The 13,251-nt window shown below is 64.5% G+C and carries 13 protein-coding genes; 6 read left to right on the plus strand and 7 right to left on the minus strand.

Going from position 1 to position 13,251, the window contains the following annotated elements:
* Positions 1 to 111: 111 nt before the first annotated feature.
* Positions 112 to 330, plus strand: coding sequence for a YegP family protein (locus tag AC5RU9_RS04160; protein WP_494015431.1), 219 nt, complete (start codon positions 112 to 114; stop codon positions 328 to 330).
* Here the strand turns inward: AC5RU9_RS04160 and AC5RU9_RS04165 are convergent.
* From AC5RU9_RS04165 to AC5RU9_RS04175, 3 genes are read right to left on the minus strand one after another with little or no spacing between them, the layout of a single operon-like run.
* A complete protein-coding gene (locus AC5RU9_RS04165; RefSeq protein WP_494015432.1) occupies positions 327 to 1,004 on the minus strand; it encodes an NUDIX hydrolase in 678 nt (225 codons plus the stop codon). The two genes, AC5RU9_RS04160 and AC5RU9_RS04165, sit on opposite strands and share 4 nt — an antisense overlap.
* The gene (nth, locus tag AC5RU9_RS04170; protein ID WP_494015433.1) at positions 1,001 to 1,795 is read right to left on the minus strand and encodes an endonuclease III; all 795 of its coding nucleotides are present in this window, start codon (positions 1,793 to 1,795) and stop codon (positions 1,001 to 1,003) included. The genes AC5RU9_RS04165 and nth overlap by 4 nt, the downstream gene beginning before the upstream one ends.
* An 8-nt stretch (positions 1,796 to 1,803) precedes the next feature.
* Positions 1,804 to 3,243 (minus strand): hypothetical protein, encoded by a 1,440-nt coding sequence (locus AC5RU9_RS04175; RefSeq protein ID WP_494015434.1) that lies wholly within the window; start codon positions 3,241 to 3,243, stop codon positions 1,804 to 1,806.
* Positions 3,244 to 3,716: 473 nt separating this feature from the next.
* Here AC5RU9_RS04175 and acs point away from each other — a divergent pair, with 473 nt between their 5' ends.
* The 4 genes from acs to AC5RU9_RS04195 all read left to right on the plus strand — a co-directional run bounded on the left by acs (position 3,717) and on the right by AC5RU9_RS04195 (position 8,873).
* Entirely contained in the window at positions 3,717 to 5,720 is a 2,004-nt protein-coding gene (gene acs, locus AC5RU9_RS04180; protein ID WP_494015435.1) for an acetate--CoA ligase, read from the plus strand.
* Between the two features lie 161 nt (positions 5,721 to 5,881).
* On the plus strand, positions 5,882 to 6,679 hold the full coding sequence (locus AC5RU9_RS04185) for a DeoR/GlpR family DNA-binding transcription regulator (protein ID WP_494015436.1): 798 nt from the start codon (positions 5,882 to 5,884) through the stop codon (positions 6,677 to 6,679).
* Between the two features lie 90 nt (positions 6,680 to 6,769).
* Positions 6,770 to 7,510 carry an ABC transporter ATP-binding protein gene (locus tag AC5RU9_RS04190; protein WP_211713482.1) on the plus strand — a complete coding sequence of 247 codons (741 nt, stop codon included), beginning with the start codon at positions 6,770 to 6,772 and terminating at the stop codon, positions 7,508 to 7,510.
* A gap of 7 nt (positions 7,511 to 7,517) precedes the next feature.
* Positions 7,518 to 8,873 carry an FtsX-like permease family protein gene (locus AC5RU9_RS04195; protein WP_494015474.1) on the plus strand — a complete coding sequence of 452 codons (1,356 nt, stop codon included), beginning with the start codon at positions 7,518 to 7,520 and terminating at the stop codon, positions 8,871 to 8,873.
* 87 nt (positions 8,874 to 8,960) lie between these two features.
* Here the strand turns inward: AC5RU9_RS04195 and aroQ are convergent, their stop codons facing one another.
* Positions 8,961 to 9,425, minus strand: a complete 465-nt coding sequence (gene aroQ, locus AC5RU9_RS04200; protein ID WP_494015437.1) for a type II 3-dehydroquinate dehydratase — start codon at positions 9,423 to 9,425, stop codon at positions 8,961 to 8,963.
* Between the two features lie 130 nt (positions 9,426 to 9,555).
* A complete protein-coding gene (locus AC5RU9_RS04205; RefSeq protein WP_494015438.1) occupies positions 9,556 to 10,740 on the minus strand; it encodes a MarP family serine protease in 1,185 nt (394 codons plus the stop codon).
* A 233-nt stretch (positions 10,741 to 10,973) separates the two neighbouring features.
* Here AC5RU9_RS04205 and AC5RU9_RS04210 point away from each other — a divergent pair, with 233 nt between their 5' ends.
* On the plus strand, positions 10,974 to 11,651 hold the full coding sequence (locus AC5RU9_RS04210) for a Crp/Fnr family transcriptional regulator (protein ID WP_011775987.1): 678 nt from the start codon (positions 10,974 to 10,976) through the stop codon (positions 11,649 to 11,651).
* Between the two features lie 134 nt (positions 11,652 to 11,785).
* Here the strand turns inward: AC5RU9_RS04210 and AC5RU9_RS04215 are convergent, their stop codons facing one another.
* Entirely contained in the window at positions 11,786 to 12,697 is a 912-nt protein-coding gene (locus tag AC5RU9_RS04215; protein ID WP_494015439.1) for an NUDIX hydrolase, read from the minus strand.
* 17 nt (positions 12,698 to 12,714) lie between these two features.
* Positions 12,715 to 13,251, minus strand: a complete 537-nt coding sequence (locus AC5RU9_RS04220) for a RidA family protein (RefSeq protein ID WP_494015440.1) — start codon at positions 13,249 to 13,251, stop codon at positions 12,715 to 12,717.

A 13,251-nucleotide genomic window follows, 5' to 3' on the forward strand; every position in this document is an offset into this window, starting at 1 on the left:
GACGAGTACCGAAAAGTAACTTTGGATATCCCGCCGTTCTGGATACTTTCACTGTGTGGACAGGTTTGCCCTTCCATATTCGCGTGCAAGGAAGCATCAGGGGGAAAAGCGATGGCTGGCAGGTTTGAGATTCTCAAAGGCACCGACGAGACGTACCGCTTCCGGCTCACGGCAGCCGACGGAACCGTCGTGGCCGAGTCACCGACATTTAGTCATTTGGAGGGCGTTGTTGCGGGCATCAACGCCGTCCGTGAGAACGCCGCCACCGGCCTGATCGTGGACCGTTCGACGGCGGCCCGCACGGCATCTCGGGTGGCGTCAAAGTCCTAGAGATCGATGTCGTGGAGCTTGTTCTGGTCCCAGGGAACGGTCCAGCCCAGTTCGTCGAAAAGGCCGCTGAGGACCATTCCGGTAAAGCCCCACACCACCACGCCGTTAACGGTGAAGCCCGGGCTGGTATATGTACGCCCGAACCGCGAAATGGTGGCGCTTACACGGTTGACCGGATCAAGCAGGTCCCGGACGGGAACCCTAAAAACCTGGGCCGATTCGCCATAGTCCACCACGCGAACCGGTGATGGCGCATCCCACCAGGCCAGCACGGGCGTGACCCGGAAGTTACTGCGGATAAGGCCGAGCTCGGGCATGACGCCGAGCACCCGGACGCCGCTGGCGTCCAAGCCGGTTTCTTCCACTGCTTCCCGGAGGGCCGCGGCCACAACCGACTCGTCCTCCGGGTCCACGCTGCCACCCGGAAACGCCACCTGCCCCGGATGGTCGTCAAGGGTATGCGCCCGTTCCAACAGGAGGACGTCAAGGTCTGCCGGGGCGATGGGACGCCCGGATTCCGCAGGCACATCGTCCAGCACGCCGAACAACATCAGGACGGCGGCGGCCCGGTTTGTCTCCTCAAGGACGGGCAGCTGGGCCCAAAGGCTCGAGTGCTGTTGTTCGCCGGACTCGTAGCGGGCAACGAGTGCGGACAACTCCTCAAGCGCGGTCACCCGGGCCTCCTTTGCGATTCCATGCGGATTTCCGCGGCCCGGTGGGTCTCAGCGAGCAATCGTTCCAACAGCGCTTCATTTCCGGGCGCGAGCTCGTACTTCAACAACTTGGCTGCTTTGACGGGGTCCGTCTCGCCGTCGCCGTAGCTGGGGCAGAGACTGGCGACAGGACAGGCACCGCAGGCCGGCTTCTTGGCGTGGCAGATCCTGCGTCCGTGGAACACCACGCGGTGGGACAGCATGGTCCAGTCCCGGCGTTCAAACAGCTCGGCAACATCAAATTCGATCTTGACCGGATCCTCGGAAGCAGTCCATCCGAACCGTCGTGCCAAGCGTCCAAAGTGCGTGTCGACGGTGATTCCCGGAACTCCGAAGGCATTGCCCAAAACAACGTTCGCGGTCTTCCGCCCGACTCCCGGCAGCGTCACCAGGTCTTCCAACCGGCCCGGGACCTCGCCGTCGTACTCGTCCACCAACCGTGTGCTCAGCGCCAGGACATTGCGGGCTTTTGCCCTGAAGAAACCCGTGGGTTGAAGGATTGCTTCGAGTTCGAAGGGATCCGCTTCAGCCATGGTCCGCGCGTCCGGGTAGCGGGCAAACAGGATCTTGGTTACCTGATTGACCAGGACGTCGGTTGTCTGGGCGGAAAGGACCGTGGCCACTACCAATTCAAACGGGTTCCGGAAGTCCAACTCCGCATGCGCGTAAGGGTACTTGTCAGCGAGGACCCTGTTGATCTTGCGTGCCCGGCGTTTGAGTGCGAGCAGCGAACCAGCTTCGGCGATGGCCACGGTGTCGCCTAGCCGCGTTCGATGTTGCTGAGCTCCCTGAGGACCCCAACCTTGCCGTCAGTGTCCTGCACCAGGAATTCGTGTCCTCGGTCCTCAAGCGCGAGGACCCAGCCGCCGGGTTCTATGGTGAAGGAAGGAGCGCCGGAGTGTTCGTCGTACGCCGTGCGTGGCTGGGCGACCGCGAACCAGAAGGCCTCATACGCGGGGGAATCGGACTCCTCGGGACGACTTGCTGGGTCCACGGTGGCGCCAATGGAGTCGCTGACCCGGCGGGTGTCACCGGAAACGATGGGCGTGGCCATGGTGGCAGCCCACGGCTGCTGCGCCGCGGGCTGCTGCGCGGGGGGCTGCTGCGCCGCGGCCTGGGCGTTGGCGGCCGACTGCCCGGCAGCGGGCTGAGTCGCGTGCTGGGTGGTGGCGGGCTCCGGAGCGGACGCCGGGGCTTTGTCCCCTTCACTGGACCCAGCAGCCCCGTTCCTCGTGGCTTCGTGAGCCGCAGGAGTTGCCGGCGACGCACCTGCACCTGACGGAGCAGGTGCGGTACCGGATGGAGCAGGTGCGGTACCGGATGGAGCAGGCGCGGTACCAGCGGTGCCGTCGGCTGAATGAACGGTGGCGGGCGCCGCGGTGGCGGGCGCCACGGTGGCCTGCGCTGCGTGAGCCTCCGCTGCGTTGGCCTCTGCCGGGGCAGCCGGAGCGAACGGGCTGGAACCTGCGGCGCCGGGGGCGCCGGCTGAAACTACAGGACTGGGAGCTTGGTATCCGGGCGCCGATCCTTGGACGCCAGGAGTAGACGAAGTTGCAGCCGTTTTGGGAGCTTTGGGGGCCTTGGGAGCGGCAGGTTTACGGCTAGGTACAACTGCTTCGCGGGCCACAATGTGCGCCGGCGTTTCAGCGCGACCCTTGAAATCGGCAGACAGCCACGGAAGATGCGGGCCAAGTACGGTCGCAGCCAGCAGGCCAACCGATCCGACCAAGCCCAGCAGCACACTGCCGTTGAAGGAGTTGGCGATGGTCAGGAAGAACAGGGGGAAAGCGAAGGAAGCCGTGACCGACGCGAACTGGTCAATGGACAGGGAGCCGACGCGCACGATGGTCTTTGGCTGCAGCCTGCGGGCGACGACCAGCGCCGTCACCACCAGGGGCAGGATGATGCCCAGCAGCAGGAAGAACAGGTTTCCAAGGTTCCACAGGTTGTATTGCTCTCCGAACATTGGCAGGAGGGACGCTACGAACATCATGAGGGTGGAGCCGAAGACGGTGAGGTCCCTGATGGTGAAGGGGCCGGCCACAGCTTCATATGTGGCTGGCGCTCCGGACGGGTCCTTTGTGGTACCGCTGTGGGCGTTGCTGGCGGCGGCGTCGCCACCTGCAGGGGTGGCCGTTCCAGCCGTGGTGTCCGGTCCCGTCGGTTGTGAGTCGTGCGGGCCTGGGCTCAGCTGGTTCATCTATTTCTCCTTCGTACGGCGGTGCCTTGGACAGTCCGGCCCGGTCCTCTCCACAGGATTCTGCGGGGAAACCGGACACGCCAGAAAATGCGTCCCAAGGCCTCTTCAGCCTATGCCACCCCACTGACAGGGTTCCAGCAGAAAACGGTCATACGGCTTCGCCCACAGCAAACTCCAAGGTCCCTTACAGTAATCGCCGCCCGACTTCCGCCCCGACGGCGCCGGCCCGGCTCCGCCGTCGTCGTCATGTAAGCGGTTCCTCACGACCCCAGCCGCCATTCGGCGCTAAATTTACGCCGCTCACGGCCACGTTTGTGACCACGCACACGTAGGACCTTCCAAAGCGATAGTGTTGTTGGCGGACAGCACTCTGCGGACCTTCCGCGGGACCTGCCCGACGCCGGAACGCGGCTCGGGCGCGGACCCCCGGAAAGGCTCCGCGAAGCAAAGATCGATGAATAATGAGGTTCACCATGTCCCAGGACACCACCGGATCCACACACGTCGAGGCCCTCGAAAACCTCCTGCACGAGAACCGCAAGTTCGCGCCGTCGGCGGAGTTCGCGGCCGACGCCGTCACCAGCGCTGACGCCTATGCAGAGGCTGAGGCGGACCGCCCCGCGTTCTGGGCCAAGCAGGCCCGCGAGCTGCTGACCTGGGACAAGGACTTCACTGAAGCCCTTGACTGGTCCAACCCGCCGTTTGCCAAGTGGTTCGTTGGCGGCGAGGTCAACGCCGCCTACAACGCGCTGGATCGGCACGTGGAGAACGGACTGGGCGACCGCGTTGCCATCTACTTTGAAGGCGAACCTGGCGACACCCGCAGCTACACGTATGCGGAGCTGACGGAAGCGGTAAAGAAGGCCGCCAACGCTTTCGAAGCCCTCGGTGTTGCCAAGGGTGACCGCGTTGCTGTGTACCTGCCCATGATTCCCGAGGCCGTCATCACGCTGCTTGCCTGCGCCCGGATCGGGGCCGTGCACTCGGTGGTCTTCGGTGGTTTCTCCGCTGATGCCCTGCGCTCCCGGATCGAGGATGCTGAAGCCAAGCTCGTTGTCACCGCAGATGGCACCTACCGCCGCGGCAAGCCCTCACCGCTCAAGCCAGCCGTGGACGAAGCCCTCTCCAAAGAAGGACACACTGTCCAGAACGTTGTGGTGGTCAAGCGCAACGGCGAGGACGTCAAGTGGGTGGAAGGACGCGACCTCTGGTGGTCCGAGACTGTTGATAAAGCCGAAACCGAGCACACCGCCGTCGGGCATGACTCCGAGCACCCGCTATTCATCCTTTACACCTCCGGGACCACCGGTAAGCCCAAGGGCATCCTGCACACCACCGGCGGCTACCTCACCCAGACCGCCTACACGCACAAGGCAGTATTCGACCTCCACCCGGAAACGGACGTGTACTGGTGCACCGCCGACGTCGGATGGGTCACCGGCCACTCGTACGTCACCTACGCGCCGCTGGTCAATGGCGCCACCCAGGTCATGTATGAAGGCACGCCGGACTCCCCGCACCAGGGCCGCTGGTGGGAAATCGTGGAAAAGTACAAGGTCTCCATCCTGTACACGGCACCCACCGCGATCCGTACGTTCATGAAGTGGGGCCGGGAGATCCCGGACAAGTACGATCTCTCCTCCATCCGTGTGCTGGGCTCGGTGGGCGAATCCATCAACCCCGAGGCCTGGATGTGGTACCGCAACGTGATCGGCGCCAACGCAGGTAAGAACGGCGAGAAGAAGGAGAACCCGGCACCCATCGTGGACACCTGGTGGCAAACCGAAACCGGTGCCCAGATGATCGCGCCGCTGCCGGGCGTAACCGCCACCAAGCCGGGGTCGGCGCAGGTCCCGCTGCCCGGTATCGCCGTGGATGTGGTGGACGAGAACGGCGCTTCGGTGGCCAACGGCGAAGGCGGCTACCTGGTGGTCCGCGAACCGTGGCCTTCCATGCTCCGCGGGATCTGGGGCGACCCCGAGCGTTTCAAGGACACCTATTGGTCCCGGTTCGAGGCCATGTACTTCGCCGGCGATGGCGCCAAGAAGGACGAAGACGGCGATGTCTGGCTCCTTGGCCGCGTTGACGACGTCATGAACGTGTCCGGCCACCGGCTCTCCACCACCGAGATCGAATCCGCCCTTGTCAGCCACCCGTCCGTCGCCGAAGCCGCCGTGGTTGGTGCCGCTGACGAAACCACGGGGCAGGCCGTCGTCGCGTTCGTGATCCTCCGTGGCGATGCCGTGAACAACGGCGACGAAACCGTCCTGGAACTGCGCAACCACGTGGGCAAGGAAATCGGTCCGATCGCCAAGCCCAAGCAGCTCCTGATCGTGCCGGAACTGCCCAAGACCCGCTCCGGCAAGATCGTCCGCCGTCTGCTTAAGGACATCGCCGAGGGCCGCGACACCGGCGACGCCACCACCCTGGCAGACCCCGGCATCATGACCCAGATCGCCGACTCGCTCCGCAAGTAGCGTTTCCCGGCGCGGATTATCGACGGCGCCGCTCGCCTCCCGTGGTGAGCGGCGCCGTCGTGCGTTCATGCTGCGGTGCCTTACCGCCCTCGGGGAGTCCTGCGTCCTAGACTGGAGCCAGACTCAGCCGCACGTTTGACGAGGTTCCCAGAAAGGCCCTGATGCTTCAGGCAGCACGCCACTCCGCCATCATCGACGCCGTCCAGCGCGAACGCGTCGTACGGGTCTCGGACCTCGCCCAACTCCTTGGCGTCTCCCCCATGACCGTGCGGCGCGACATCGAAGCCCTGGAGGAATCCGGTCGGGTGGAGCGCATCCACGGCGGCGCCAAACTGCCCGGCGATGCGAGCACCCACGAGCCCGGTTTCGAGCTCAAGTCCACGCAGCTGACTGCCGAGAAGCACGCAATTGCCGTGGAAGCCGCTTCGATAGTCCAGGAGGGCATGGCGATTGGGCTCGGCGCCGGCACCACTACCTGGGCGCTGGCGAAGGAACTCGTCAACGGTCCCCGCATCACAGTGGTGACCAACTCTGTCCGGATCGCCGACCTTTTTCATCACGGCGCCTCCTCCGGCCCTGCCCGGTTCGGTTCCACCGTCATCCTGATCGGTGGCGAGCGTACGCCGTCGGACGCTTTGGTTGGACCCATTGCCACCGCCTCCTTGAAGCAACTCCACCTGGACGTCCTGTTCCTTGGCGTCCACGGCATGGACGCCCAAGCAGGCTTCACCACGCCCAATCTGCTTGAAGCTGAGACCAACCGTGCCTTCATGGCCTCCGCGCGGAGCACGGTCATTTTGGCCGATCACAGCAAATGGGGCGTGGTGGGCATTGCTTCGATCGCCCAGTTGGAGCAGGCCGACGAACTCATCACGGACTCGTTGCTGGGTGAGGACGCCCGGCGGGTGCTGGAAGAGAACGTGGCGAAGCTGAGGATCGCGGGCGCCCAACCCAGCTAGGCCGCTCTCATACCGCGGGTGGGTGGCTGAGCGGGGAGTTCAACCGGTGGACTGACGCGCGGCGATGGTCCGTTTCGGGATGCTGGATGTATGAACGCCATCCTCCACGCCCAGCAACTCACCAAGCACTATCCAGGCAGCCTCGCCTTGGACCACGTCGACTTCACTGTGAACACCGGCGAATCCATTGCGATCATTGGAGCCTCGGGTTCCGGCAAGACCACCCTGCTGCACTGCCTCGCCGGGATTTTGAGGCCCGACGCCGGTTCGGTCACCTTGAACACCCCCTCGTCAGCTTTACGACTGGACACCTTGGGTGACGCTGCGCTGTCCCGTTTGCGGCGCGAGGAGTTCGGTTTCGTTTTCCAGCAAGGCATGCTCCTTCCGGAACTGACGGCCATCGAAAACGTGGCTCTCGCCTTGATGCTGAACGGCACCGACAGGGCCACCTCGGAATCCCGGGCCGCGGAATGGCTGGCCGCACTTGGCCTTGGCGGGATGGAGCAGCGCCGCCTGGGTGAGTTGTCCGGCGGGCAGGTCCAGCGCGTCGCCATTGCCCGGGCCCAAGTGACCGGCGCCCGGGTGGTCTTTGCCGATGAACCCACGGGAGCCCTCGATTCAGCCACGTCCAGTGAAGTGCTGGACATACTGCTTGGTTCCGTTGCAGCCAACGGCCGAACCTTGCTGGTGGTTACGCACGATCCCAACGTCGCTGCCCGTTGCCAACGGGTCGTGGAATTGCGGGACGGCCGGATCGTGGCCGATAACGGTGGACCCTCCAGTCCAGCCGCGCCCGCAGCAACCAACTTCAAGGGTGCCTTCAATGTCTAGCCTCACCATGGCCCTCCGCCTCGTCCCTTATCTCGCCCGGAGCAACGGCAGCAGCGTCCGGGAAACGGGTCTCCGGGACGCCGGCCTGCCCATTCTTGCGTTCGGCACAGTCACTGCACTGCTGCTCACTGTGGCAGGCGGCTCGCAGGTTTTCTGGTCTTGGACGGACGATATCGCCGGAACCTACCAGGCCTTGGCCGTCGTCGCGATGGTGCTGCTGATCATCCCGTTGCTGACCCTTGGCGCCTCGGCTGCCCGACTGGCCGCCCGGCGTCGTGATGACCGTTTGGCCTCCTTGCGACTTTTGGGCGCGAACAGCGCCACGGTCGTCTGGATGACGGTCATGGAATCCACGGCTCTGGCGGCCGTGGGCGCGCTGGCCGGCGCGGGGCTGTACGCCTGCACCGCCCCGTTCCTGGGGCTGATTCAGTTCCGCGGGCAGGCCATAGGAAGCCACGCTTGGCTCTCCGTGCCCTCCATCCTTGGATGCGTTCTTGCCGTCTGCGTCCTGGCAGCCGCGAGCGCGGCGCTTGGGCTTCGGAAGGTTGTGGTAACGCCTTTGGGCGTCAGGACAAGGCAAACGGCCGACGGCGCCCATTGGGTTCGCGGGCTCATCGCGGCTGTTGTTGTGGTCATCGGCGTGGTGGCCATGGGGATGCTCAGCAGCTTCGGCGCGTTCATCGTGATCATCGCGGTCATGGGTGGCTGCTTCGGCTTGGCTCTGCTGGCGTTGAACCTCATGGGCCCGTGGATCCTGCGGTTGCGGGCATCGTCGCAGCTCAAGCGCGCCAAACGTCCTGAGCAACTTTTGGCTGCCAGGACTGTGCTCGAAAGCCCTAAGGAATCGTGGCGGCAAGTTGGGGGCGTCGCGATGACCAGTTTCGTGGGGGTGTTCGTTGGGGTGGGCATGGCCGTCGCGGACACCATGGGCGGCAGTGCCGGCGACGAAACTGCCTTGCTGGTGCGGGACATCAACACCGGCGTGATGATCACCCTGTTGGGTTCGTTCCTGATGGTGGCGTGTTCCGCTGGCGTGAACCAGGCCGCGGCGGTGCTCGACCGGGCGCCGATGCTGGTGGCCCTGGACCGGGTAGGCATGCCGCAGAAGCTCATGGTGGCGGCCAGGGTCAAGGCCGTGATGTCGCCGCTCTTCCTGGTGGCAGGCATTTCGGCGGCAGCGGCGGCCGTCCTGGTCCTCCCGCTCACCGGTGCCGTGTTGTTGACCCAACCCGTGGTGTTCGTGACCATCGGTGGGGTGTTCGCGGCCGGGTTCCTGCTGGTCCGCTTGGCCGTCGCTGCGGGGACGGCGCAGATCAGCCAGGTGCTCGCCCGGCCGGAACGCTACGCGAGCATGGACTCCTGACCCTCACTCACATCCCTACCGCTTCCCGCCAACCCTCGCTCACATCCCTACCGCTTCCAGGGAACGCTCGCTCACCTACGGCGGCTTTTAGACGGCGTCGGCCAGGTAATCGATAGCGAGCTTGTATCCGAGTACGCCGGCACCCACGATGATGGCGCTGCACACGCCCGACAGGTACGAGTGGTGCCTGAATTCCTCGCGCTGGTGAACGTTGGTGATGTGGACTTCGACGGCGGGGAGCTGCACAGCCGCCAAGGCGTCCCGAAGGGCCACGGATGTGTGCGTGTAAGCACCGGCGTTGATCACGATGCCCACTGCGCTGCCTCGTGCCGCATGGATGGCGTCAAGAAGATCGCCCTCGTGGTTTGACTGCACGCAGTCCACGGTGAAGCCGTGGGCGGCCGCGGCCGCCATGGCGAGTTGTTCGACGTCGGCCAGCGTGGACGTGCCGTACTTTTCGGGCTCTCGGGTGCCCAGGAGATTCAGGTTGGGGCCGTTGATCACAAGGATGGTGCCGCGACCGGCTTCGGTGGCGGGAGTGGCTTCAGTCATGGCTCCCAATCTATAGCCGTGTAGAAGCCTCAGGGAACTCCGCCCACCAAGTGAGAGAGCGTTCCTCAAAAACCGCCACTATGTGAGAGAGCGTCGCCCAAAAACGGCCGGGATGTGAGCGAGGGATGGCCTACTTACGGGTGCACTGGCCGGCTGAAACCGCACTGTTGAGTCCGGGCGCCTGGGCTGCCACGGGCTCAAGGTCTTCCATGGTGAGGGCAAAGCCAAGGGCGGCGTCAGTGGTGGTCTTGGCGAAGATCAGCCCTGCCACTTGCCCCTGCGTCGTCAGCAGTGGTCCGCCCGAGTTTCCAGGCTGGACGTCGCCGGCGAGCTTGTACACCAGCTCCGGTGACGGGTTATTGCCGTAAATATCCGGAACCAGGATGGTGGAGATACCTTGCACGGTAGCCGGTTTCGACTGGAACGGGCCGCCATGCGGGTACCCTGCGAAAGCAGCCGGGGTGCCAGCCGGCAGGTCGGCGCTGAGCGGCAACGGTGCGGACCGGAGGCCGTCAACGGCCAGCACTGCGATGTCCCGCTGGGAGTCGAAGTAGACCACGCGACCCGGCAGCGCACCGCCGTCGGGAATTTCCACCACAGGCTGCGACACGCCCGCCACCACATGCGCGTTGGTGACGACGCGCCCGGGCGAAACAACGAATCCGGATCCGGTCTGGTTTTGACCGCATTCGTAGGCCGTGCCGGCGATTTTCAGGACAGATTGGGCGGCTTGGTTCAGCGCGGGAGTGTCCGTTGATTCGTTCGGGATGGTCAGCGGGGTTGCGGGCCCAATGCCCTCGATGAGCTTGGGAATCCCATCGCCGATCACCGTCGACCTGAGTTGCGCCATGGTGCTCTTGACCGGCGTCGGTGTCAGATTGTCAATGGAACGGATGACGCGGGACTCCGCGATTTGCTGCGAAACGAACGGCACGCCCAGCGAACTGATGCTGAATGCGAGCATGGACATCACCAGCGCAGCGACCACTACGCTCACCACGCCACCGATCAGCCTGTCGACAGCGTGCAGCGGCTTGATCCGGACAGCGTGGCGGATACGACGCCCAATCATGGTTCCCAGTCCATGACCGACAGCAATAAGTACGACGGCGGCGGCCACCGTGGCGGTAAGCCTCCAGCCGCTGTCGCTCACCCAGCCACTGACGAGCGGGACCGCTACGAAGGCAGCAATGGCGCCGACCACGAAACCGGCAATCCCGCCCAACGTGACCATGAAGCCGTTGCGCAGGCCGTAGATCAGGTAGGAGAGCAGCATCAGGATCAATGCCAAATCCAATATCGTCAAGCCAAACACCAATGCTCCTCATAGCCGGGTAGCGACAATTCTAGTTGCGGACCCTGACAGCCAACCGTTAGTCACATCACGCCGGATGACGCATTTGGACTGATTACTGGCCAGAGACGGGCGCTGAAGGCGCCAAACCCGCGCCGTTTCAGCGTTTCGCATGCCAAGTACGTCACAGAAGCCCAAAAATTCTGAAACAATGGCTGAAGCGCCACGACCGAAACTTATATTCAGGAGATTTCATGGACATCGAGGTATTGCGCCGCGCACCCCTCTTCGCCACCCTTGACGACGACGCATTCCGCCTGCTGACGGACGAACTCACAGAGGTGGACCTTTCACGCGGGGCTTCCGTGTTCCGCGAAGGCGACCAGGGTGACCAGCTCTACTTCATCGTTTCCGGCAAGGTGAAGCTCGGCCGCACCTCCCCCGACGGCCGCGAGTCCTTGCTCGCCATCCTCGGCCCGGGTGAACTCTTCGGTGAAATGGCTTTGTTCGACCCCAGCCCGCGCACCGCCACGGCTACAGCCGTCTCCGAGACCCGCTTGGCTGGCCTCAAGAACGAGAGCCTCAACGCGCTCCTGCGCACACGCCCGGAAGTTTCCGCGCAGCTGCTTCAGGCCCTGGCCCGCCGCCTTCGCCGCACTAACGACTCCCTCTCGGACCTCGTCTTCTCTGACGTTCCGGGCCGCGTCGCCAAGGCCCTCCTGGACCTGGCTGACCGCTTCGGCCGCCCGGCCACCGACGGTGTCCTGGTTGCCCACGAACTGACGCAGGAAGAACTGGCCCAGCTGGTTGGCGCTTCCCGCGAGACCGTGAACAAAGCTCTGGCCGAATTCGTACAGCGCGGCTGGCTCCGCCTCGAGGCCCGCGCAGTGGTCATCCTCGACATGCAGCGCCTCCGCCAGCGCTCCCGCTAGAGCATTCAAAAAAGCCGCCCCGGTCGATGGACCGGGGCGGCTTTTTGTTGCCTTGGTGAGCGAGCGTTCGGCTCAAACAGGAGCAACGTGAGCGAGGGTTCGGCTCAAGCGGGCGGAACGTGAGCGAGGGTTGGTCAGCGTTCGCGCTGGGGTTCGCCGGCTATGGTCCGGGCGGCTTCGACTTCGAGCATCAGGATCCCGCCTTCGTCCACCAGCTTTGCCTGGTACACGTGGGCTTTGCGCTTGTAGCTCAGATAGGCGATGCAGCCGTTGGCGGCGGCCATTTTCTCGAGCATGATCTCAGAGCCGGGCACCAGGAGCTGGCCAAGGTTGAGGCCTACGGTGTTGGCCTGGCCCACCTCGTCGCCAAGCGCAGGAGTGTCCCGCAAGGCGATAGCTTCGGCAGCGCAAACCCAGCGCCCCCAGACGCCCTTGCTCCCCAGGATCGAAGGCTGTTGATTCACAGGCACTGTCGCGGCAAAGTACCGGGTGTTGAACCGGGTGTGCGCGAAATCCGGGCTGAGCCAGTTGACGAGCGGCTTCAACAGATCGGTCCGCAGCGAGAGCCCACGCTTGGACAGCATCTCGGTGAAGGACTTCTCCTGCGCCGCTACTGCTTCCCGGGCCCGCATCCAATCCACCGTGGAGTTTGACTCAACCGTGGAGGACGCGTCCGGCCCAGCGAGCAGGACGCCGGTCTCCTCAAAGAGTTCGCGGATGGCGCCCACCACGTGGCGGCGGGCGAGTCCGACGTCGTCCGTTCCCATCTGCTCAGCCCAATGCTGCGGTGAGGGACCCAACCAGCCGACGGGGTCGTCGTCGGACGGGTCCAGGGAGCCGCCGGGGAAAGCGACAACGCCCAAGGGCGAAGACCCCGGCCTATAACCAAGCCAGGTCTCCAGACCCGTGGGCGAGTCCCGCAAAAGGACAACAGATGAGGCGTAGCGGGCGGCCCGGGGGGTCCGCTCGCCGAGGTCAAGCCAGTTTCGTGCCGCCCCTTCGAGCTCGGGGGGCAAAACGAACAGGCGGCGTGCAAGCTGCGGCAATTGGGTGAACCGGTTCCTTAGCTGAATTCAGCAATGATCTCGACCTCAACAGGAGAGTCGAGCGGCAGGACGGAAACGCCGACGGCGGAACGTGCGTGCTTGCCGGCGTCGCCAAGGACCTGGCCGAGGAGTTCGGAGGCACCGTTGATCACACCGGGCTGGCCGGTGAACGTGGGGTCGGAGGATACAAATCCGACAACCTTGACGATGCGGGTGATGCGGTCGAGATCGCCGATGACGCTCTTGACGGCGGCGAGGGCGTTGATCGCGCACACTGCGGCGTAGCGCTTTGCGTCCTCGGGACTGACGGTGGGCTCGTCGGAGGTGCCCAACTCGCCGAGCGAGACCTTGCCCGTAGCTTCGAGTTTGCCGTTAATAAAAGGCAGCTGTCCGGACGTGTATACGTAGTTGCCGGAGACGACGGCGGGTACGTAGTCGGCTACCGGGGCGGCGACCTCGGGGAGGGTCAAACCGAGTTCGGCGAGCCGCTGCTCAACAGCAGACGTGGGGGCGCCGGATTCCGCGGCAGACGTGGTTTCTGCGGGGGTGGTCAT

The sequence above is a fragment of the Arthrobacter sp. B0316-5-4 genome (assembly GCF_059090325.1).